The organism is Mucilaginibacter sp. A5337, assembly GCF_059690695.1.
Genome location: NZ_JCAWEC010000005.1, coordinates 159129 through 182894, shown reverse-complemented (window position 1 = coordinate 182894; position 23766 = coordinate 159129). Strand labels below are relative to the sequence as shown.

Here is a 23766-nt window from a genome sequence, read left to right as displayed (position 1 = left end):
TTTCACCGCGCCCAGGCTTGCAATTTCGCCTGTTATGCTCATCGTACTTTTGTTGGTTTTTACATTAATAGCTTATATCTCGTTTTTAGTGGTAATGGCTTATCAATACCAGCTCAGGAACGCCGTTGATAATGTAATGAAGCTAAATCAAAGCCTTATGGTTAACGATGCCAAGCTACGTGAAAGCCGCAGACATCTTAATGCGCTTATTAACTCGCTTAACGATATTATTTTTGAGTTTGACGAAACCAAAACCTGCATTAACGTTTGGTTTAATGAATTGACCGAACGTGCGGTTAACCCGCGGATAGCGATAGGAAAAACACTTGACCAGGTTGTCGGCCCGCAAAAAGCCGAAAAATATGACAAGGCTTTAAACTATGTAATTGAGAACCGCAAACCTGTATCAATTGAGTTTTCATCTGATTACGATAGCGGGCATTCGTTTACAGCCAACTTTACCCCAATATTTGATAAAATAACAGGTTACACCGGTAGGATCTCAGCATCTGTAGTAGACATAACAGAGCAAAAAAAATACGAACGGGCCCTTAAAGAAAACGAAGGGTTATTATTGGAGGCTCAAAACATCGCAAAAATAGGAAACTGGTGGTATGATCATGAAAGCAAGGAAACGTTTTGGTCAGATAATCTGAATGACCTGCTTGAAATTGGAAACGTCCCCGATAACTTGAGCCGTTTTCAATACTACATAAGCCTTGTACATCCTGACGACAGGGACAATGTTTATGAATACCTTGCATCCATTCGTACAACAGCTCAAAATAAAATTGAACATAAGTTTATTACGCCGGTTGGTACGCTAAAATACATCAGGATCCAGCGCGGGGAAAAGAAATTATCTGCAGACGGGGGTGCCCGTACATTTGGTATTATACAGGATATCACTGAAGCCCGCCTGGCCGATAAAGCGGTTAAACTAAGTCAGCTTGAACTGATGGAAGCTCAGGCCATTGCCAAAATAGGCAACTGGAAATATGATGTAGCTACGGGCAACCTCAGCTGGTCGGACGAGTTAAATAACATTTATGAACTTGGGAAAGATACTTCATTATACCGGAAAACGTTTGTAAACCTGCTGCTCAAATATGTTCATCCCAACGATAAATTTATCATCAGGAAACTGTTGCAAAGCGATGCAAACACCATGGACCCATCGCACGAATATCGTATCATAACCCCCCGGGGTAATTTAAAACACCTGAGCATCATAGCCGGTAAACGTTTGTATAATGAAGATGGAAGCGTACGCAAAATTATAGGTACCCTGCAGGATATCACAGAACGTAAACAGGCCGAACTCGATTTCAGGGAGGCTGAAAGCAAATACCGGCAGGTGTTGGAAACCGTTAACATGGTAGCCATTACAGTTAACAGCAATGGCATTGTCACTTTTTGCAACAAATACCTGGCAAATCTGGTGGGATATAGCCAGGCCGAGATCATTGGAATGAATTGGATGGACAATTTTATCCCTGATGATTTAAAGGATTTTTTAAAGAGCTGGTTTGTAAACGACAGTTTTTTACCCCACTACACTAACCCCATTATTTGCCGTAACGGTGAGCAGCGGATCATAAGCTGGCAAAACACAGTGTTTTATGATGAAAACGGCATGTTTAAAGAAACCACAGCACTTGGCGAAGATATAACAGACAAGGAAAAAGCGCGCATGGACCTGATATGGGCTAAGGAAATGGCCGAAAAATCATCAAAGTTCAAATCGGAATTTCTATCTATCATGAGCCACGAAATCCGCACGCCGATGAATGCGGTAATTGGTACCACCAACCTCCTGCTTGGCGAAAATCCGAGGCCGGAGCAGATGGAATACCTTAATACGCTCAAGTTTTCGGGCGAAAACCTGCTGGCTATTATCAATGATATTTTAGATTATAACAAAATTGAGGCCGGTAAACTGGAACTGAACAATTCAAGGTTCAACATCCATCAGTTAATTCGCAGAATAAAACAATCTTTTGACGCCAGGGCTGCAGAAAAGCAATTAGTGCTTGAATTGATAATTGACGATACCATTCCAGGCGATTTAACCGGAGATGCCATGCGCCTGAGCCAGGTGCTTAATAACCTGATTAGCAATGCCATCAAATTTACACATGCCGGCAAGGTTACCATCCGGCTGGATAAGGATGTGATAACTAATGATACTGTTAATATTAAGTTTGCAGTTACAGACACCGGGATCGGCATTGCACCCGAAAGTTTCAACATTGTTTTTGATCCGTTTATGCAGGATCAGCAGGTTATAGATAATGACTATGGCGGTACCGGTTTGGGCCTGGCAATTACCAAACGGCTGGTTGAGCTGCACAAAGGCACAATTGCTGTATCAAGCGAACTTGGCAAAGGCACTACGTTTAGCTTCGCCATCAATTTTACCATCTCCCCCGAAGCTATTATTACAAAACCCGTTGCTATCCCTGTTAATGCTGAAGATAACAATTTGCAGGGCATGAACATTTTAGTTGTTGACGACAATAAAATGAACCTGATGATAGCCGGTAAATTTTTAAAACGCTGGAATGCACAGGTTCAGGAAGCATTGAACGGTCAAATAGCTGTCGACCTGGTTAGCCACAACGCTTATGATCTTATCATTATGGACCTGCAAATGCCCGTTATGGACGGTTTTGAAGCAACAGCCGTTATCAAACAAGCGTGGCCTAACCTGCCTATCATAGCTCTTACAGCCGACGCCATGCCCGAAACTTACCAAAAAGCACTGGCAGCCGGCATGGTTGATTATCTCACCAAACCTTTTGTTCCCGAAGTACTATACAGCAAACTGGTAAAATACATCAGGCAATCAGCGTGAGTTTGATTTCGGATCTCGGATATTCGATTTCGGATTTGCCTGTTCAATCAACTTTGTCAAAATATCATGAAACCCTACAATCATGAAAATCATGGTTCAAACTAAAAAAGCGACAGGTACCCCCCATCGCCTTAAAATATGATCAACGAAATCAGCGTAATCAAAAAGATCAGCGGTCTTAGTTAATCTGCTCCTTCACCGTTCCGCACTCCTTCATATGTTCAGGGAAATATGGATTTACGATAGGCTTGGTTGATGAAAGCCAGTATCCGCCTTTTCCTCCATCCGCCATAGGGCAAAAGTCAACATAAATTGGGGCCGATTTCAAATTGGCGCCTTTTACCAAGGCAATTACATCTTTACTTAAAACCAAAAATGCATCGCGCTGAGCTTTGATATCGGCAGCTGTAGTTATCTGGTGTGCTACGGTAGCTGTTTCGGTACAACCTTTAATACCAGAAAGTTTACCTTCCAGATCAGTAGCTGCAGTTTTAATGCCCGCTATGTCAGATTTAACGAACTCGTCTTTTAAAGCGATATAAGCTTTCAAAACATCGCTTGTGTTAGTTGTATCGGCGGCAACCTGGGTTTCGGCAGGCTTAGCGGCAGCTGTTGCAGTTGAATCGGCTTTAGCTGTATCCTCCTGTTTGGCAGGTTGATTACACGCAGTTGCAATAGCTAAAGCAGCTAAGAAGAAAAATCCTTTAATAGTTTTCATATCATTATTAGTTTGTACGGATGGCTTCCACCGGATCCAGCCTCGATGCCGAATAAGCAGGGATGATACCGGCTATTACACCTATAATAATTGAATAGCTTAACCCCCTTGAAATGTTGGCGGCATCAAGTATCACCTGTACATCCAACGCAGCTTTGACTGCAAACGTAGCGAGATACACAAAAAACAACCCGATGATCCCACCCACAAAACAAAGCAGTACCGATTCAATTAAGAACTGCAATAATATGAAATAGTTTTTAGCGCCTAATGATTTTTGTATGCCGATGATATTGGTACGTTCCTTCACCGATACAAACATGATATTGGCTATACCGAAGCCTCCAACCAAAATAGAGAACCCACCGATAATGGCACCCGCAATATTAACCACTTTAAAAAGATCATCCAGCTGCTGGGTGATCATGGTGGTACGGTTTAATGAAAAATTATCATCAGCACCGGGCCTTAACCTCCTGATAGAACGCATTAACCCTTTGATCTCGCTTTCAACATCATCGGTAGGGATACCTTTTTTACCGCGTACAATAATTGAGGGGCCGTATTTTGAGCTTTGGATATCGATTAAGTTGCGCGCAAAGTTAAGGGGAAGCAACACCTCCTTATCTGTTGAAATTCCCAACATGTCCTTACCCTGCTTTGAAAACACACCCACAACGGTAACATAACGTCCCATTACTTTAATCTGCTTGCCCACGGCATCTCCATCGGGGAAAAGATTTTGGGCTATATCATAACCTATATTGGTTATTGGCGCCCCGGTTTTTGATTCCATGTCGGTGAAGTACCTGCCGCTTTCAAAATCAAAATTCCAGGTCTTATCATGATCCGCCGATGCGGCATCAACCTGTGCACCTTCTACCGTATTGCTTTTATATTTTATGGTGCGGTTGTCGATATTAATTTCGTATGATAAAGCTTCGGCAGTAGTGATACGGCGGGAAAGCTCGTTAAAATCGCGAAGATCGGACTCTGGCCTTTGCAGGTATTTCCACCATGGGAAATCACTGCCACCTACCCATGGCCATTTTTGCACGTATATACTGTTATTACCCAACTTGTTAACACTATTTTGCAGATTATTACGGAGCGTATCAACTGCCGATTGAACGGCTATAATGGTAAAAATACCGATGGTCACCCCCAGCAACGATAACAACGTACGTGTTTTGTTCTGCCTCAGGGCATCCCCGGCAAACAAAAAACTTTCCCTTAAAAGTTTTAAAAAAAGCATATAACTTATTTTGATCTTACTTGTTAATCAACCTGTGTTGCTCAATAAAAGCGTCTGGAGGTAACGAAATAATTAATGTTATTATTCTTAAAATATTAAAAAAACCGCCAATATTTTTTAGACAACGGCTGGTGATTTAAGTTACAGTATTTTTTAATTAATATAACAGTAGTGTAATTAAAACCCTTCTTAAAAAAATCTGTTAAATTAACAAAAAAAATTCGTACATTTGCGCCCTTGAAAATTCATAAAAACAAGCATGAAATTATCTCAATTTAAATTTAACTTACCTGACTCCCTTATCGCCCATACACCTTCAGCTACCCGCGATGAATCACGTTTAATGGTTTTACACAAAGATTCAGGCAAAATTGAGCATAAAATATTTAAAGACGTGCTGGATTACTTTCATGATAAGGATGTAATGATCCTTAATAACACCAAAGTTTTCCCTGCCCGTTTATATGGCAACAAAGAAAAAACAGGTGCTACCATCGAAGTATTTTTGCTTCGCGAACTGAACAAAGAGCTGCGCCTATGGGACGTACTGGTTGATCCGGCACGTAAAATACGCGTAGGCAATAAATTATATTTTGGCGATGACGATTTACTGATTGCCGAAGTTGTGGATAACACCACCTCGCGTGGCCGTACTATCCGCTTCCTGTTTGACGGTACTGATGAGGAATTCCGTCGCAACGTTGAAATTTTGGGAGAAACACCGCTTCCAAAATACATCAAACGTAAGGCTACAGCCGAAGATAAAGAGCGCTACCAAACCATTTTTGCTAAACACGAAGGTGCTGTCGCTGCCCCTACTGCAGGCTTACACTTCAGCCGCGAGTTAATGAAACGCCTTGAATTAAAAGGTGTTGATTTTGCCGAGGTTACTTTGCATGTTGGTTTAGGTACCTTCCGCCCGGTTGAGGTTGAGGATTTAACCAAGCACAAAATGGATTCGGAACAATTCATTATCGAGCAAAAACAAGCTGATATCGTAAACCGTGGGATTGAGCGTAAAGCCCGCATCTGTGCTGTTGGTACTACTTCAATGCGTACTATCGAATCTGCAGTATCTGCAAACAAAACACTAAAAGCTGCTAACGACTGGACCAGCAAGTTTATCTTCCCTCCGTACGACTTTAGCATCGCCAACTCAATGATCACCAACTTCCACACACCAGAATCAACACTATTGATGATGATTGCGGCATTTGGCGGTTATGAAAACGTAATGAACGCGTACGAAATAGCCGTGAAAGAAAAATATCGCTTTTATAGCTACGGCGACGCGATGCTGATCATCTAATTTTTTTAGATGTGAGATATAAGATTTGAGATATGAGACCATGGTTTCATATCTCATTTTTTTTGCAGTAGTTTTATGCAAAAAAGAGCCATGCCATTGCGGGAAGCTATCAGGGGAAAACCTGAAAAACCGTAATGACGTGTAAAATATATTTTAGCGATGCTGTGCGGGGGACCGCGTTAGGGATTGCAGTGGAAAGCCCACAGCATGCGCTGGATTTGTGTGCCAGCAAAGCGAGGACTTGGAACGAAAAGCCCGGCCGCAGGCAACGCCCATATCCATAAACAAACCAACAAAAGCAACTAACAATCAATAATTTACAATCACACCTTTACAAAAAACCGAAAGAATCTGTGCGGAGAAGCGACTGGTAACTCTCCGCGCTTGGCTCATCACCTTACTCTGTATGGTATGCGATTGCCGCGCTATCGCTCGCAATGACATGGTTATAAGTCTTTAATTTTCAGTAATAAGTTTAAATGACAACTTCCAATCTCACATCTCATATCTCACATCTCACATCTAAAAACAAAAACTACGTTATCATAGTCGCAGGCGGCTCGGGCAGCCGGATGCAATCGGCGGTGCCTAAACAGTTTTTGCTCCTCAACCGCAAACCTGTCCTGATGCACACCATTGCAGCTTTTGATCGGTCGGAAGCCAAACCTAACATTATCCTGGTTTTACCTTTAGCTTACCATGGCTACTGGCAACAGTTAGTTCACGAGCACAATTTTACTATTTCTCACCAGTTGGTTACCGGTGGCGAAACCCGTTTCCATTCCGTTAAGAACGGGCTCGATTTAATTACCAACCAGGAAGCCCTGGTTGCCGTACATGACGCCGTACGGCCGCTTATTTCGCCCGATATAATCGACGAAGCTTACCAATGTGCCGCTGAATATGGAACCGCCGTAGTGGCCGTTAAAAGCCGCGATTCAATACGCCAGGTAAAAGATGGCCGCTCGGTAAGCCTGATCAGGGATGAAATCTACCTGGTGCAAACACCGCAAACTTTTAAGGCCTCGTTATTAAAAAAGGCTTATGAACAACCGTTTGATACTAAATTCACGGATGATGCCAGCGTTGTAGAACAATACGGCGCTGAGATAAAACTTACTGAAGGCGATCACAGTAATATCAAGATCACTTTTCCGGAAGATATTGCTATTGCCGAACTACTTTTAAGCAAAAAGCCATGGCTGTAACGGCCACGGCTTTTTCTATTTGCAATACAAGGTTAAAATTGTTTATGCCCGCCTGATCACGCCTAAGAGCAGGGCTATAATAGCTATTACCAGTAAAACGTGAATTAAACCAGGTGCAGAGTATGCAAAAAATCCAATTGCCCATCCTATAACCAGGATAACAGCGATAATGTACAGTAAACCTCTCATTTTGTATGTTTTTAGTTAAGTAAATGTGTAGTCACCTATACTAAAATCATTCCAAAAAATAGTGGATAATAAAAAAACCCTCATTGCTAAGGGTTTCATTATCGTGTTTTAATACTCGTCTTCGTTAAAGAAGAAGTCGTCTTTAGTCGGATAATCCGGCCAGATCTCTTCAATATTTTCGTACGGTTCACCATCGTCTTCAAGTGCCTGAAGGTTTTCGATAACCTCAACAGGAGCGCCTGAACGGATAGCATAATCAATTAATTCATCTTTAGTTGCGGGCCATGGTGCATCTTCCAGGTGCGATGCCAGTTCAAGTGTCCAATACATCGTTTTTATTTATATTTATAATTATCAGTAAAATTTACTTTTTCGCAAAAGTATAACATTTTCAAATTGAATATCAATATTTTTTTTCAAATTTTTCAAACCCGTGGTATCCACTGATTTTCAGCTATTTTATTAACATTTGCAATTTTGCGTGCCAAAGTGAACAGGTAATCACTCAACCTGTTCAGATAAATATTCACTTTTTCATCAACTGTACTCTCCTCAGCAAGCTGAACGGTAATCCTTTCGGCACGGCGGCAAACGCATCTTGCAATATGGCAAAATGATATGGTATTACTACCACCAGGCAAAATAAAATGTTTTAGCGGTGGCAAATTTTCATTCATCGTATCCATTTCCGTTTCCAGCGTTTCAATATCACTCATATACAGGTCAGGAATGATCATTTTTGACCGCTCCGGATCTGCCGCCAGCGATGAACCAATAGTAAATAATCTATCCTGTATCTGCTTCAATACCTCCTTATCATGCGCATCAATATCCTGATCGCGAATGAGCCCTATATACGAGTTGAGTTCATCAACAGTACCGTAGCTTTCAATGCGGATATGATGCTTGGGCACACGTGTACCACCAATTAATGAGGTAAACCCTTTATCGCCCGTTTTAGTATATATTTTCATACTTTATTTAACAATAATGCCACAACAATCCGGCTACAAGTTTAAAGTCACCAGTCCTAAGTTCTAAGTCGGAATAATGACTTTCGACTTAAGGCTAAGTACTATCTACTTAACAAAACCTTATTACCAGATAATTAAATCATAATGGCTTAAATCTTTTTTTAGTGATCGGTGTTATTCCAAATCTATCATCTTAAATTTTGTATTTCATAACACTTTAATATATTTTTTGCTAATGAAGTGTAATTTTTAAAATGTTAGCTTAAACTTGCATCCGTAATATCATCAAACATAATAGCGTAAAACTCATGAAATCGATCATATTATCAACTAAGCTGCTTTCCTTATCCCTTATCATCCTGCTTTCAACCGGTTTTAGCTGTGGCGGCAATAGTAAAAGTAGCAATGGCAGTGGCAGCGACAGTACTAAGACGGTGGCGGATAAATTAGCCCCTCCTAAAGTAAGCATGGGCAGTTTACTAAGCGAGAAACAATTTAATGATCTTTTTCCGCAGCGCGATAAATTTTATACCTATGCTGCTTTTATTAAAGCCGCTGATGAGCTTGGGACGATCAAGGTGAAAGTAACCCGCAGGGCAACATCTGTTTACCAGTTGGTACGTACCGATAAAAAAACCGGAAAAAGCAAGGTAGTACGCCAGGATACAGACTGGAATGAAGAATGGGCCAAAGCCAAACCCGATAGTACCTACACTATTGACTACGGCAACTTTTGCACCGAATACAGCGCCGATATAAATAAAAAAGAGCTTGCCGCATTTTTCGCACACATTGCCCATGAAACCCGCCATGGCATGAATGCTTCTTATACCGATGGCCTCATGCTGATCCATGAAAGCAATACCAGCCTACCATACGTTGCCGAAAATGACGAATACCCTCCTGTTGCCGGTAAAAAATATTATGGCCGCGGGCCAATGCAACTAAGCTACAACGGCAATTACGGCTATGCTTCTGATTGTATTTTGGGCGATGACAAAATATTGCTCCAAACCCCAGAAATGGTTGAAACCGACCCGGTAATGGCCTTTAAAACTGCCATTTATTTTTGGATGACCCCACAAACCCATAAGCCATCGGCACATGATGTAATGACCGGCAAGTGGCAACCCAATATCGAAGATAAAGCAGCCGGACGCACTCCGGGTTTCGGTATGACCATCAACATCGTAAATGGCGACGTTGAATGTAACAAGGGCGAAAACATGTACAACATGAACGACAGGATTGGCTTTTACCAGTTTTTTCTGAAAAAACTTGGCGTTAATGATACTAATTGCGCTTGTTCATGTGGAAAAATGAGGCCTTATCCAAACTAATAGCTTTTTGAATTTTGTTGCGAAAAAGTTATTATTGTGTTAATCTTTAATACTAAACTTTACAAAAGTGTCATCATCATTTGATACCGCACAAATCATAACGCAAGCTGCAGAGGTACCTGCCGCACTTGCTACACTTAAGCAAAAATTCAGGGTGGAGCAAACCGGACATATCGATTTTCATTTAGAACAGTTTAGCATATTTAAAAATTACAGTGACGTGAGCGTAAGTGGCTCATACGCCATAAAAAATAAAAACAACGATAGCTACATCCTTTTTACCACCGCCGTACCCAAACACGCCGACCATGGCAAAACCATTACTGATGAGCAGCACGTTTGGGCGCTGGCATATTTAAAACACGATTTTGGCAGGGTGCTTATCAGGCGCGAAACACTTGTTGATAAGATCAAAGAACTGATACACCCCGTTGAACTTGATTTTGCCGAAGACAAGGCTTTCAGCGATACTTTTTATATGCTGGTGAGCGATCGTCAAAAAGCAATTGCCGGTACCGACCGTAACTTCCGCAATGTAATAATGGATATCAGGCTGGATGATTTTGTGATAGAGATTGTTGAGCATACCCTCATTATAGGTAATACCCATCCTGTTTCTGCAGAAAAGGTTATACACCTGGCCGAGTTTGTTTCGAGGCTGTGTACTACCTGTGATTAGCTTACCTGCAATGTCACACACCGTTGTTATTGATTACTAAAGTTGTTTTTCAAACACAAGATATATATCATTTTTACCCACGTAAGTAAAACCCAACCGCTTACAAATATTTACAGCTTTTATATTGTCGGCATTTACTTCAGTGCGGCATTTTTCAAACCCTTTCAACGTCAAATCCTTCAGGGCAAATTCAACAAGCCTGCGTCCGTATCCCATCCGTTTCGTAGAAGGATCAACTATCAGCATTGAAATAAATCCGACTTTATTGTTATAGTCATTTGCGTAATAAGCTAAAAATCCGTGTAAAACATCCTGTTCCATAATAGTTATAATACATGCTTTTTCAATAAGCTTATCTATATAACTATCCAAATCACCTACTTCAAATAAACCACTCTCGTCGTTAACCAACATGTTCATTAAATCAAAAATTTTCGATTTAAGGTAAGAGCCCTGTTCAATCATAATCGGTTTAAAATTTCATTTAGTGATCAAAACAACCATTTAAAATCGGCTATATCAGCTTAGGTAACGACAAATAAAGGCATGTTAATGAGGCCCGAAGGACATTAACCGGCATCAAAAATCAAATAATAATGATATTAAAGTGACTGATATTTAGATTACAAAACCAAGTTATAGGTATGTTTTAAAAGAAGCAAGCAGGGAAAAATAATGACCTTAAAATTGTATATCCCTGCATACTTACTTTACATTATTTGTAAACCAGATTGTTTAATTTTAAAGCAATATATACACCGGGTTTACAACCCGGATTTTATGATCATTTATAACTTTCCGGTTTAAAAATCACACTGCCATCACGTTTAACCCGCCACGCCGTAACAGGGTTCATATGATAACCGCCGATATCTTTTCCGCGGGCGTCGATAAGTTGTTTGAGGGTGGGCTGGGTATAATCTGTTTCATCAGTAACACGGCTTAAAATTTCCGTTTCCAAACCATCCCATTGCCACAGGTGCCGAAAATAAGTATGCGCCTTTTCCAATATCGGGTTTTGCAGCCGCGCCTCGTTCCAGCTTTTACCTGCATCGGTGCTCACTTCTACTCTATCTACCTTTCCCCGGCCGCTCCACGCTATGCCACGAATCTCAATCCAACCGCGTTCAACTTTTTGCGGGAATGAAGGATAGGTAATGATAGAACGGGCATCCATCTCAAAGCTGAACATCCTGATCTTATCTTTTACAGGGTAGGTATATTTTGAAGTTTCCTCACGGGTAAAATACGGCGCGTCCGAAATTTCTATCCTCCGCAACCATTTTACATTGGTATTCCCCTCCCATCCGGGCAACAGTAAACGGGCGGGATAACCCTGTTCGGGCCGGATGGCCTCACCATTTTGAGCATATACGATCATGGCATCATCCCAGGCTTTATGAATTGGGATACTTCGGGTAAGCACGGCGGCATCACCGCCTTCGGCTAAAAACCAGCTGGCTTTGGGGCTAACACCCAGTTCACGAAACAGGGTTGAAAGCATTACGCCTGTCCATTCACTTTGACTGGTGAGGCCGAGGATCTCCTGCACGGTCATGTCCTCCTTACCCGTGCGGAAGTTGCCGGCACATTCAATAAAACAAGTGCGTGTTACCGAGGGAAAGCGTTTCAGGTCATGCAGGCTAAATTTCATTGGCCGCTCCACCATGCCGTGTATCAGCAACTCATATTGATTTGGGTCAATTGAAGGCACACCGGCATGATGCCGTTCAAAATGCAGATCTGATGGGGTAATAGTACTGTACAGATCCTGCAGCGGCGTACGTGATGAAATATCTGATGGCTTTTTTACCGGATTTTCAAATGGCGAACGTGTGCCAACCTTTCCCGGCAACGGGCCAGGCTGCTTTGTAGGATCAGGCACCGCAGACACTCCTACCTGGACGTATTTCGCAAATACCGAGGTTACCGGCAAAATAGCCGTAGCCAAAGCCCCGCCCAGCAACGTACGGCGACTTATTTTCTTTTCGGTTGTTTTTACCGGCTTATCCTGCTGTTCCATACTCATTTTACTTCCGGACCGCCCTTGCGGTCGTCAACAATAAAAAGTTTTTGCGCCGGCATTTGAACTTTAGGCAATGTACCAGCGTCCATTACCTGGTTGGCTTTAATGATCTTGTTCTCGCTCAGCAACCAGGCGCAAAGGCTGTACACTTCATCATCAGTAAGCGAACCTGGCGAGTTGTAGGGCATGGCCCGGCGCACATAATCAAACAAAGTAGTAGCGTAAGGCCAGTAATTACCTATAGTTTTGGTTTTACCGCCCCCCACTACCAATGGCGGACCTGGCAGTTTAACACCTTTTATCTCCTTGCCATCAGCGCCATGACAGGCCGCGCATTTGTTTGTGTAGATTATCGCACCATCGGCTACACTACCGGTGCCCGGCGGTAAGCCTTTACCATCCGGACGTATATCAATATCCCATTTAGCTATCTCCTGTTGGGTGGCAGTTTTGCCATAGCCAAATGTTTCGGGCCATTTTTGCTTATTTTGATAAGAAAGCCAAAGCCAGATCACCATCCCAATTATGGTGCCCCCCCCGAAAATCAGGGCATGGCTTCGCCTTAGCTTTAACTTTTTAAGCATGATAAAAGCTGTTTAGAATAATATCAGCGCTATAACCAGCGTAATGAAAATATTAAAGGTTTGCGCTATCAGGAACGCGTACAATGGTTTCTTACTGTTCCTGTTAAACAGGTCGGCAAAGTTGGTTTCAAGGCCGATACTGGTAAACGCCAGCGCAAACCAAAGCCCCTGCAGGTTCTTCAAGCTATCCTTAACCGTAGCGGCAGCCGATGGCGGCAGGAAGAACGAGAACAGCAGCGAAGCCCCGATAAAACCCAATACAAACTTTGGAAAACGCTCCCAGATCACCTTCAGCGTAGGTTTGGTATCTTTATCCTGTGCCGATGGGTGCTTGGTATAAGTCCAGTAAATAGAGATGGCAAAAGCAGCCAAACCAAGCAACACATTTTGCGAAAACTTAACAATAGTGCTGATCTTCAATGCAACCTCGCCAACCAGTGATCCTGAAGCAACAACCGCTCCTGTAGTATCAATACTGCCACCCAGCCATGCACCCGTAACCGGTTCCGAAAATTTGAAATAATGCGCGATGATGGGCATGAAGATCATCATGGGAATGGCCGTGATCAACACCATAGATATGACATAGGAAAGCTTTTTTGAATCGCCTTTGATGGCGCCTGCTGTAGCTATTGCAGCAGATACGCCGCAAATAGATACCGCGCTTGATATCATCATGGCGATCTCGTCATCAACCTTAAGTTTTTTGCAAATCCAGAACGCAAAATACCAAACCGAGGTTACTACCAGTAACGCCTGGATCAGACCCAATGAACCCGCCTTTAAAATATCGCCAAAAATAACACTGGTGCCTAAAAGCACCAGGCCTATTTTAACAAACAACTCGGTTGACAGGGATGACTTAAGCCACTCGGGCAATTTAATAAAATTGCTGATGAGCAAACCCAAAACAAGGCTGAAGATCACGGCCTCGAGGTTAAGCGATTTAGCCTGACTGCTACCTGCAAGCACAAGCGCCAGTATGGTAACCACATAAACCAGAGGGAAACCCAAAGCATAATTTTTAACGGATTTGCCGGTAATAAATGCACCTATACCGCCAATGATGGCTACAAACACAAATTGTAAAAGCATTTTAACCAGGTTTGCCGAACCCAGTACAGTACCGGTTAAATCGGCACCTTTTTTCCAGCCAAAGGTTGGTACGGGTAAAAGCAGGCCCGCTAACGAAAGAATAATGATCAGGGAACCTAAAATAACTACTGCCCAGTCTTCGTGCAGGGTTAGTTTAGTAGTGGTGGTTGACATAGTTTAAATTTTATAGTGTGATAATATGTTATGATTTTATGCTGATGTTAAAAACATCTTTTAATGCGCGTTTGGCCGAATGATAGCCGCACATGCCATGTACCCCTCCCCCCGGTGGTGTAGATGACGAACAGATATAAATACCCTTTGCCGAAGTACGGTAGGGCGAGCGCTGTAAAACGGGCCTGGTAAAAAGCTGACCAATATCGATAACGCCGCCATTGATATCTCCGCCAATGTAATTTGGATTATAGTTTTCCAACTGCCGGGTATTAAAAGTATGCCTGCCGATGATACGCTCGCGGAAACCGGGGGCAAAACGCTCCACTTGTTTCTCAATAATTTCGGTCATGTCTTTATTTGATCCGTTAGGTACATGGCAATAAGCCCAGGCTGTATGCTTGCCTTCGGGTGCCCGCGTATTATCAAAAAGGCTTTGCTGGGCCAATAACACAAACGGCTTTTCGGGATGATGTCCATCCCAGATCTGTTGTTCGCCGATGGCGATTTCCTTTAACGTACCGCCAATATGCACTGTACCTGCTTGCTTTGCCCCTTCGGCGTTAAATGGCACAACGTCGTCAAGCGCCCAATCTATCTTAAAAACGCCCATACCGTATCGGTACCGTTCCAGCTGCCATTTATACAGCGATGAAAACTTATGCCCTGCAATTTGCAACAGTTGTTTAGGCGTAACATCAAACAAAACCGCGTTAGCCGATGGCAGCTGATCAAAAACGGTGATATAGGTATTGGTCTCTATCTTCCCTCCAATGGATATAAAATAGGATGCCAACGCATCCGCTATTTTCACCGAGCCTCCTTTAGGTACCGGCCAGCCTTTTAAATGCCCGTTAGCCATCAGTACCAAAGCAATCGCCGATGTGGCGAGGTTGGTTAGTGGCTGTATGCTATGCGCGGCCATCCCAGCCAAAAGCCCTTTTGCCTCTTCGGTTTTAAACCGCCTGGCAAGATGGGTTGACGAGGTCAGGGCATCCAGGCCAAAAACCGCCAGATCAACCGGGTGTTTCGGAAAGGTAAGCGGGCCTAATACATCAGCAGCTAAACCCGGCCATGATTTCACCAGGTGCGCCATCAGCTTAATGTAGGTGTCCCTGTCCTCACCAAGCAGATCGGCAGTTTCGATGATCGACTTTTTAAGCACCGCAGCAGTTCCGTTATCAAAAGGATGCGCCGCTGCAACCTCCGGATAAATATATTCCAGGCCATACTCATGCAGAGGCAATGTTTCAAAAAACGGCGATCCTGCGGCCAGCGGATGAATGGCAGAGCAAACGTCATGCTTAAAACCGGGCAGGGTAAGTTCTTCTGTGCGTAAGCCGCCGCCTATTTTGTCCTTACCTTCCAGCAGTAAAACCGAAAGTCCTTGCTGCTGCAATAATATACCCGCTGCAAGGCCGTTTGGCCCCGAGCCTACTATCACTGCATCATAATCACGTTTTTCCGGTTTCATCTGGTATCTGTTTTTAGTATTTGCCCGCCACTAATTTGCTATCGGTAAGCGCGTATTGACGGTTTACGCGGTCAAGCACAATATACACATCATTTTTTTTGTCGTCCTTGCCAGTCAACACAATGTGTGATCCTGTTGCATCTGCATTGTAACTTAATATCATATGCGCGCGCTTGCGTTTATCTTTTAACTCTTCGGGTATACCACGTTCACGACGGGTTGAACGCGCCGCCGGATCAATAGCCGTTACCTCGTTACGAATGTTGGCTTTTGCTTCGGCAGGGATAAATGATTTGGCTAATTTATTATCGCCGGCTTTATTTTCGCCGCGATTGCCACGCCTGCCTTTGCGTTTGGTAAACTCGGGCAGCTTATCCTGTAAGTAAAGCACCTTGTTCACGGTATCGGCATCATAATAAAATACCCGCTTGCCACCGGCTACACCTGTAAGCTCGAAGTTACGGTTGATATCGCGCATAGCCGCGCCACCGCCATTGGATAAGTCGAGATTTAATGGTTTATTAACGTTAAAGGTTAACGACGACCATTTCTCGAACGTTACCCATTGCCAGCGCACAGAATCTAAAGGCGAGTAAGGGATATCCTGTCCGTTGAGCTTAAATTCGCTCACATTATAATTACCCCTTAACTGTTTTACACCGCTTGTAGCTGGTTGCTTGTAAGGATCATATTTAAAGTTCACATATTGCAAATAGTACAGCCAAACCAGGAATATGCCGATGGTGCCTGTTTTTAAAACAACGCGCGTAACTATAAGCCATTTCTGGTTAATTTCCGGGATCAAAACCGGAGGAACAGTAAGGCGTTCTTTGATAAGCAGGTTATAAACCGGTACAATATCGTACCATAATAAAAACGCCGAGAACAACACAAAATATGAAGCATACACATGCACCCCGCCATCATAGGCAAAGTTTACATAAGTAATATCGCCCAAAGCACCCAACAGCAATACCGCGCCAAAAGTGGTGGTTTTGCGGAAGAAAAGCATAGTACCCGCAGCCAGTTCAACAACGCCGGCAAATACCTGGTACCAGGGCACAATACCTACCGAAAGCCAGTAGATCTTTTGTGCGGTCAGATCACCAAAATGCGCATTAAGCACACCCAATGAAGGATAAGGCATTTGAACCGGGAACAGCTTTGTAAAGCCGAACCCGATTATGCCTATACCTGCCCTGTACCGCACCACCACGCGCAGCCAGTAATACAGGTTATGATATTGCTTGTTTTTGTTATCAAGCGCAGTCCAGATCAGACCGCCTACGATACCGATAGCAAGCGCTTCAACCCAATCAATATAGCCTAACAGGTTATACGCCGGGGTTTGAAATTTGTAAATGCTTGGCGAAAACCGCGCTATATCATACAAATCGCGGTAATGCAGATGGAACCAGTTAATGGTTAACAGGTTATTCCACCACTCGGCTGTGGTTGGGATACACATGATAATGAAAAAGATGAAAGCGATACGAAAAGCTACACGCTGTGTTGCTGTCCACTCCTTAGATGCGCCGGTATTAGTTGCCGGGGCAGCTTGCCGGGGTTTGCTTTCGGGTACAACATTGCCCACCTGTTCGGTGTCGGGGTTTATTACTGTTGTTGCCATGATAAATATCTTTTAAAGGTTTATAGCTTAAAGTTTAAGTGCCTTGCTCCTGCCCTGGGCCGCTTCCTGCAACAGGTATTTTTTGTTGATCCTGTCCAGTTGCACATAAACGGAATCCTTGTTATGATCAATGCCTGTCAGGATGATGGTGCCATTTTCAGGTTTGGTATAGTGCAGCGTAAACTGATCAGCCTTATAATTGCTGTTCCTGTTTTTAAGCAGTAAAACCTGTTTTACCGTATCGGCCACATAGCTGTAATAAGCCCGGCCGGTAGTACCGTCAAGTTCATATTTACGGTCATCGTTGTTCCTGCTGATCTCTTCGGTTGTAGAGATATCAGCTTTATATCTTTTTAACGAACCTATGCTGATGGTATTCCATTTCTCAAAAACAACATCGTTCCAGCGGGTGGTATCGGTTTGCGAGTACGGCAGTTGTTTACTGTTGATCCTGAAATCGCTCACATTATATAAACCTGCCGCGCCTGCCAATCCTTTAGCCTGCGGATACTGATAGATATCATGATGATAAGCCGCATAAGTTTTATATCCGTACAGGAACACAAAAAAGAAAATGAACAGGCTTTTTAATACCAACCTTGATGTACGCCATTGACCGTTAAGGGAAACTTTCACAGTATTTGGAGATGTTGGTTTACGTAGCGCAACCAGGTTATAAATACGTTGTATATCGTAAATGGTAAGGAACAAGGCAATGTTGATGAGGTAAAGCGCGTAAATTGCTTCGCCGCCATCATAAGCTATATTGGAGATAAACACATTGCCGGTAAATACCAGGATAATGATAGCGCCCAGCGTAGCGGTTTTGCGGAACAGCAACAACACGCCAACCAATATCTCCACCAAGCCCAAAAACGATTCATAACCCGGCACTATACCCAGGCTTAATGAGAATAGTTTCCAACGATCAAAATCACCGTAAGATGTATTCAGGTTGCTAATAGATGGTAGCGGCGATTGTAATGGAAAGAATTTAATAAAACCATAAGCGATGATTCCGATAGCCAAACGGTAACGCAAAATCACCCTTAACCAGTAGTACAGCTTATTATAGTTTTCGCTCTTTTTATCGCGGATGCTCCATACGATAGCGCCTATCAATGCAATACCGGCAATGAAAGCCCAGTCGGCAAGGGTACCTATGCCCCATGTGCCCGGTGTACTGCTGCCAGATATAAATTGCGGCGTGTACCGGCTGATGTAAAAAATATCGCCAAAGCCGAGACTGCCCCACTGAATACGGAACAGGTTGCCGAAGTACTTCCAATCAAGCGGAAGGGCCTGCAGCACAAAGTAAATGAAGAAGAACCGAAAAGCCCCCTTTTCGTATTCTTTCCATTTGGTTTGGTTGATGGTTAATGTGCTCATTGTTTTATGTTTTTAAATTGATTTAGAAGACGCCGGGGGCAGGTTCGAACTGCCGTACAAGGTTTTGCAGACCTCTACTTAGCCACTCAGTCACCCGGCTTTATGCCCGTTAATAACCTGGATTTTGTGTTAGTGCCGGGTCAACATTCAGCTGATCTACCGGGATAGGCAAAATGTTCTTTTTAGTATCCGTAACGCCCAACACGGCAGCTGCCCTACCTGTGCGCACCAGATCAAACCAGCGATGCCCTTCCAATGCAAACTCAATGCGGCGCTCGTTTTCAATGGCCAGTAAAATATCAGCTTGCGAAACGGCGGTTGTGGCTGTTAAGCCTGCGCGGTCACGTACGGCGTTCAGATCAACCTTGGCATCGGCAAGTTTGTTAAGCTGTGCGCGGGCCTCTGAGCGAATCAGGTATTCTTCGGCAATCCTGATGATGTAAGCCGGATCCGTTGCCGGGCTGCGGTAATAAAGGTTGCCATACCATAAACCTGCAGATGTTTTAGCCACCAAAGCACTCCGGTTACCTCCTATGGTAGCGTCGTTTACCAATGCTAAAAACACGGCGTTAGGTGCCCATTGGCGGGTACCACTGTTAGCCGGTGGCTGCCATTGCCCGCGGTGGCCATTGGTATAAGTAGCACTGTAAGCCAGTTCAAACACCGACTCTTTAGTACCTACCACATTGTTGGCAAACCACGCGCTGTAAGGTTTCAATAACGAATAATTCTGTGTATCGCCCAATACCAGCGTTGCATAGTTTTCGGCATTAGTCCAGTCTTTTTGGTACAGGTAGTACCTTGCTTTTAAAGCATAAACTGTTTCCTTATTTGCCCTTACCGGGTTTTGCGTGGTTGGTAGCGGCAGTAATGGTTCTGCAGTATTAAGGTCGCTAAGTACCTGTGCGTAGGTTTGCTCAAGCGTGCTGCGTTTGATGCCATTTTTATCTGTGGCCGATATGGTTGGCGTTGTAACAATCTGTACACCACCCCAGGTACGGGCAAGGTCAAAGTAGCATAAGGCCCTGATGAAATATGCCTCACCTAACAGTTGGTTTCTTTCGGCTGTTGTCAGTGTAGCATCGGTAACGCCGGGTAATTTGGCTATTACATAGTTTGCCCGGTTTATCGTAGTGTAAATGGCCAGCCAGATACCCGATACCGTAGCATTATCGGCCTTTACATTATGGTCAATAAACTGTTGTACTATGGATTGTGAACCTGTCCACTGGATATTATCGCCTGATAAATAGCCTACCGAAACAAAGTTTACACCATAGTAATTATCGGCAGATAAAGCCCTATAAATGCCGCGCACAGCGGTTTCGGCCGATGCACGGTCGACAATGGTTTGTGAATCAGACACCGAATCCTTGGGCTGAACCTCCAGGAACTTTTTGCAGGAAGCCAGTGTCACAAGCGATAAAGCGGGAATAGTATATTTTAAAGTTTTAAGTAATTTCATGATCGTTGCCCTCCTTATAAAGTAATATTTACACCTAACTGAACTGAGCGCGGTTGCGGCGGTGTACCCAGGTCAATGCCCTGCACATCCTGTCCGCCGCCTACATTAGCCTCCGGGTCGGGGCCTGTGTATTTGGTGAACAGCAGCAGGTTACTACCTACTACATAAATGCGCAGCGATTGGATATCAATTTTTTGAGTAAGCGCTTTTGGCAGCGTATAACCAAGGCTCAATGATTTAAGGCGAATGAAGGAACCATCTTCCAGGAAACGGCTGTTTTGTTCAAGCGTATAATTGTTGCCATAAGCGGTTAAGCGCGGCACGTCGGTAATATCGCCGGGCTTTTGCCACCTGTTTAACTGACTGGCAAATATTACACGGTTAGCATCGCGGGTACCGCCGCCTTCGCCAAAAAAGCGGTTCAGGTTAAGCACTTTGTTACCCTCTTCAAAGCTGAACAGGAAGCTGGCATCAAAACCTTTGTAAGTAATGGTGTTGCTTAAGCCGCCAAAGTATTTAGGCAGGGCATTGCCAACTATCTGGCGGTCGGCAGTATTGATCACACCGTCTTTGTTAACGTCCTCAAATATGGCATTACCGGTTTGCGGATCGACTCCCAACTGCTTATACATCCAGAACGAGAACATCGAATATCCCTGCTGCATCCTGATCCAGTCGCGGCTGTATTGGTTAATAGGTACCGGCAGCGATTTAATTTTGTTAACGTTGCCCGAGATATTGAAACTGCTGCTCCAGCTAAAATCCTTTGTTTTGATGTTATTTGAGCTGATGCTTACCTCGTAACCTTTGTTACTTATTTTACCTACGTTGCTGTAATAAGTGCTGTAGCCGGTAATCTCCGGAACGGGTAATTGCAGCAATACATCGCTGGTTTGTTTAGAGTATAGATCGACAGACAGGTTCAGGTGATTGTTCAGCAAACCGAGGTCAAAGCCCACGTTAGCCTGTGCGGTACGCTCCCATTTCAGGTTTGGATTGGCCAACTGCTGTGGTGCGGTACCGGCTTTGTCTCCACCGGTTGTGTTATCAGGATAACCTGCGCCACCGCTCCATAAACCTTGTGCCGCAAAGTTGTTGATGCCCGCCTGGTTACCGGTAACGCCGTAGCTTACGCGCAGTTTAAGATCGCTGATTGAATTTACATCTTTCAAAAAGCTTTCTTCTTTAGCACGCCATGAAGCACCTACCGATGGGAAGTATCCCCATTTGTTATTGGCACCAAACTTCGATGAACCATCGGCACGGGCACTTACCTCCAAATAGTACTTGCTGGCATAATTATATGAAATACGCGAAAAGTATGATGAAAGGTTAGCCTTTGTCCAGGTTTGGTTGGCTGTACGGGTTGAAGCCGATGAAATATCGGTGTAGGCATTATTTGGGAAACCGGTTCCTTGTGCCGACGTTAGCTGTATAATATTACTTTGCAGCGTGTTACCGGCAACTACATCCAAAGTATGCTTTTCGCCAAACAGGTGGTGATAGGTCAAAGTCTGCTCGTTGATCCAGGCGGTGCTTTGGGTTATGGCAGACGTAGCCAGACCATTGGTTGGCGATGCACCCAACTGCGTTTTATCGTTCCAGTATTCAGACTCATTGTAGTTGTTATAATCAACACTCCAGCTTGAGCGAAATTTCAATCCTTTCAAAATCTCAATATCAGCATAAACGTTGCCGATGTAGCGCAAGCTTGTGGTGTGAACATTATAGTTATCAATCAGCACCTGCAGGTTGTCAAAACCGGCGTAGCGCGCGCGTGTGCCATCGGCATTGGTTTCGGGCAGATAGGTTGGCGTATGCAAAGCAGACTGGAACAAACCACCCGCCGGACCATCACCTGCGCGGGCCTGGTTGCGGTATGAACGTGAAACACTGTTACTTGTACCTACCTGTACCCTGTCGCTGATCCGTTGATCGAGGTTTACTTTAAAACCAAGACGACTAAAATCTATAGGTTTAATATCGGCCTGCTGTTTGGTATATCCTGCGCCTATATAATATTTGGTGTCCTTTGAACCACCTTCTAAAGACAGGTCATAGTTAGCCAGGTTACCTGTACGGAACAACTCGCTCAAACGGTCGTAGGTATTTTGCTGCGATGGTAAGCCCCTTGGTGCTGGTGAAGCCGTAGGGTTATCATCAGAAGCACGAAAGGGTTGATACTGATAAGTTTTAATGCCCGCCGCGTTACCCGTCGCAATAGCATCAGCCTCAGAATTGCGGTAAAACTCGTTTACAATCTCGGCGTGCTGAGGGCCGGTGGTCAGCTTCCAAAGCCTGTCTTTAGGCTGCCATGCCAATCCCTGCGAAACGTTGAAGTTAATTTTTGGTCTGCTATTGTAATTACCGCGTTTGGTTGTAACAATAACTACACCATTTGCACCACGCGAGCCATAGATGGCCGTAGCGCTGGCATCTTTCAATACCTCGATATTTTCAATATCATCAGGATTAATATCGGCAATTGGCGATGTTGCCCTGCCACCGGTACTAACCGTTTGCAGGCTGGTATTATTTAAAAATACACCATCAACAATGTATAAAGGATCATTACTGGCGTTGATTGAGGTAGTACCACGCACGCGGATAAATATGCCATCACCCGGCACACCGGTATTTGAATTGATCTGTACGCCAGTTGCTTTGCCTTGTAACTGCGCATCAAAGCTGGCCACGGGAGTTTTCTTTACTTCATCGGCCTTTATGGTTGATACCGAGCTGATCAGATCCTTACGGGTTTTGGTACCGTACCCTACAACCACCACATCATTAAGTTGCTGAGGAATAGGTTTCAGATAAATTTCAATCGGGCTGCCGTTAACAACTATCTCCTGCTGATCGTAACCAATAAAACGAATAATCAATGTATAAGGAAATTTTTGACCGGTTACAAAATCAAAACGGCCTTCGGCGTTGGTTGAAACGGCGTGCGTTGTGCCTTTAATTGACACTACCGCACCCGGAAGCACGTCCCGGGTGGCAGCATCAAATACACGTCCTTTTAAAATAGAATTAACGGTTGCAGGCGGCTCCTGCTGGGCCACTGCCGCCAATGGAAAAAAGAACAGAAACAGGAAAATATATTTGGAAAGTACAGTTGTGTTTTTACGGATAAATATTTCCATATTTAACGAGGTTAAAATAAATGTTCAATGCGTTTAGTTTAGCTCAGATGCAAACCGGTGGAGTGATTGGCGTTACGTAGCCGGTTTGTCATTGCCACACCGGCAAGGCTTCCTTGCCGGTTATTTTTTAATAGGGGGTATAGTTTAGTTCATATGCTGTGTTAAAGTACCTTACAAATTCAAATCATTTTTTTCATAGCGATGCAGGGCCGGTTTGTTAACCCGCAATAATCAATTTCACGAATAGATAGCGT

The 23766-nt window shown here is 43.8% G+C and carries 19 protein-coding genes and 1 tRNA gene; 5 read left to right on the top strand and 15 right to left on the bottom strand.

Going from position 1 to position 23766, the window contains the following annotated elements; genetic code table 11:
• Window positions 1-34: 34 nt before the first annotated feature.
• Window positions 35-2857, top strand: a complete 2823-nt coding sequence (locus AC59JO_RS18050) for a PAS domain S-box protein (protein ID WP_413667294.1) — start codon at window positions 35-37, stop codon at window positions 2855-2857.
• 178 nt (window positions 2858-3035) lie between these two features.
• On the opposite strand, the gene AC59JO_RS18045 is transcribed toward AC59JO_RS18050, so the two are convergent.
• Window positions 3036-3575, bottom strand: coding sequence for a DUF3347 domain-containing protein (locus AC59JO_RS18045; protein ID WP_497306946.1), 540 nt, complete (start codon window positions 3573-3575; stop codon window positions 3036-3038).
• Window positions 3576-3582: 7 nt separating this feature from the next.
• Window positions 3583-4830, bottom strand: a complete 1248-nt coding sequence (locus AC59JO_RS18040) for an ABC transporter permease (RefSeq protein WP_413667292.1) — start codon at window positions 4828-4830, stop codon at window positions 3583-3585.
• A 259-nt stretch (window positions 4831-5089) separates the two neighbouring features.
• Here AC59JO_RS18040 and queA point away from each other — a divergent pair, with 259 nt between their 5' ends.
• Together queA and AC59JO_RS18030 are read left to right on the top strand one after the other, a co-directional pair.
• A complete protein-coding gene (queA, locus tag AC59JO_RS18035) occupies window positions 5090-6139 on the top strand; it encodes a tRNA preQ1(34) S-adenosylmethionine ribosyltransferase-isomerase QueA (RefSeq protein WP_413667291.1) in 1050 nt (349 codons plus the stop codon).
• Window positions 6140-6618: 479 nt separating this feature from the next.
• A complete protein-coding gene (locus AC59JO_RS18030) occupies window positions 6619-7347 on the top strand; it encodes a 2-C-methyl-D-erythritol 4-phosphate cytidylyltransferase (RefSeq protein WP_497306943.1) in 729 nt (242 codons plus the stop codon).
• Window positions 7348-7389: 42 nt separating this feature from the next.
• Here the strand turns inward: AC59JO_RS18030 and AC59JO_RS18025 are convergent, their stop codons facing one another.
• The 3 genes from AC59JO_RS18025 to AC59JO_RS18015 form a co-directional block, all read right to left on the bottom strand.
• Window positions 7390-7536, bottom strand: coding sequence for a lmo0937 family membrane protein (locus AC59JO_RS18025; RefSeq protein ID WP_114940263.1), 147 nt, complete (start codon window positions 7534-7536; stop codon window positions 7390-7392).
• 108 nt (window positions 7537-7644) lie between these two features.
• Window positions 7645-7866 (bottom strand): DUF2795 domain-containing protein, encoded by a 222-nt coding sequence (locus tag AC59JO_RS18020; protein ID WP_002996718.1) that lies wholly within the window; start codon window positions 7864-7866, stop codon window positions 7645-7647.
• A 95-nt stretch (window positions 7867-7961) separates the two neighbouring features.
• Window positions 7962-8510: a cob(I)yrinic acid a,c-diamide adenosyltransferase gene (locus tag AC59JO_RS18015; RefSeq protein ID WP_413667289.1), complete on the bottom strand. Its 549-nt coding sequence runs from the start codon at window positions 8508-8510 to the stop codon at window positions 7962-7964.
• A 308-nt stretch (window positions 8511-8818) separates the two neighbouring features.
• On the opposite strand from AC59JO_RS18015, the gene AC59JO_RS18010 reads away from it, so the two are divergent.
• Both AC59JO_RS18010 and AC59JO_RS18005 read left to right on the top strand, forming a co-directional pair.
• Window positions 8819-9850: a chitinase gene (locus AC59JO_RS18010; RefSeq protein WP_497306940.1), complete on the top strand. Its 1032-nt coding sequence runs from the start codon at window positions 8819-8821 to the stop codon at window positions 9848-9850.
• Between the two features lie 67 nt (window positions 9851-9917).
• Window positions 9918-10529: a hypothetical protein gene (locus tag AC59JO_RS18005; protein ID WP_413667287.1), complete on the top strand. Its 612-nt coding sequence runs from the start codon at window positions 9918-9920 to the stop codon at window positions 10527-10529.
• A gap of 36 nt (window positions 10530-10565) precedes the next feature.
• Here the strand turns inward: AC59JO_RS18005 and AC59JO_RS18000 are convergent, their stop codons facing one another.
• From AC59JO_RS18000 to AC59JO_RS17955, 10 genes are all read right to left on the bottom strand, one after another.
• Window positions 10566-10994: a GNAT family N-acetyltransferase gene (locus AC59JO_RS18000; protein WP_413667286.1), complete on the bottom strand. Its 429-nt coding sequence runs from the start codon at window positions 10992-10994 to the stop codon at window positions 10566-10568.
• 319 nt (window positions 10995-11313) lie between these two features.
• Window positions 11314-12552, bottom strand: a complete 1239-nt coding sequence (soxC, locus tag AC59JO_RS17995) for a sulfite dehydrogenase (RefSeq protein ID WP_497306938.1) — start codon at window positions 12550-12552, stop codon at window positions 11314-11316.
• A gap of 2 nt (window positions 12553-12554) precedes the next feature.
• On the bottom strand, window positions 12555-13139 hold the full coding sequence (locus tag AC59JO_RS17990; RefSeq protein WP_413667284.1) for a c-type cytochrome: 585 nt from the start codon (window positions 13137-13139) through the stop codon (window positions 12555-12557).
• Between the two features lie 12 nt (window positions 13140-13151).
• The gene (locus tag AC59JO_RS17985; protein WP_413667283.1) at window positions 13152-14408 is read right to left on the bottom strand and encodes a YeiH family protein; all 1257 of its coding nucleotides are present in this window, start codon (window positions 14406-14408) and stop codon (window positions 13152-13154) included.
• Window positions 14409-14436: 28 nt separating this feature from the next.
• Complete coding sequence (locus tag AC59JO_RS17980; RefSeq protein WP_497306935.1) at window positions 14437-15882, bottom strand: phytoene desaturase family protein; 1446 nt, start codon at window positions 15880-15882, stop codon at window positions 14437-14439.
• A gap of 13 nt (window positions 15883-15895) precedes the next feature.
• Window positions 15896-17512 (bottom strand): hypothetical protein, encoded by a 1617-nt coding sequence (locus AC59JO_RS17975; protein ID WP_497306933.1) that lies wholly within the window; start codon window positions 17510-17512, stop codon window positions 15896-15898.
• A 27-nt stretch (window positions 17513-17539) separates the two neighbouring features.
• Window positions 17540-18901, bottom strand: coding sequence for a DoxX family protein (locus AC59JO_RS17970; protein WP_497306931.1), 1362 nt, complete (start codon window positions 18899-18901; stop codon window positions 17540-17542).
• Between the two features lie 29 nt (window positions 18902-18930).
• Window positions 18931-19001, bottom strand: a tRNA-Cys gene (locus AC59JO_RS17965).
• Window positions 19002-19010: 9 nt separating this feature from the next.
• Window positions 19011-20366 carry a RagB/SusD family nutrient uptake outer membrane protein gene (locus AC59JO_RS17960; protein WP_497306929.1) on the bottom strand — a complete coding sequence of 452 codons (1356 nt, stop codon included), beginning with the start codon at window positions 20364-20366 and terminating at the stop codon, window positions 19011-19013.
• A gap of 14 nt (window positions 20367-20380) precedes the next feature.
• On the bottom strand, window positions 20381-23512 hold the full coding sequence (locus tag AC59JO_RS17955; RefSeq protein ID WP_497306927.1) for a SusC/RagA family TonB-linked outer membrane protein: 3132 nt from the start codon (window positions 23510-23512) through the stop codon (window positions 20381-20383).
• Between the last annotated feature and the right edge of the window lie 254 nt (window positions 23513-23766).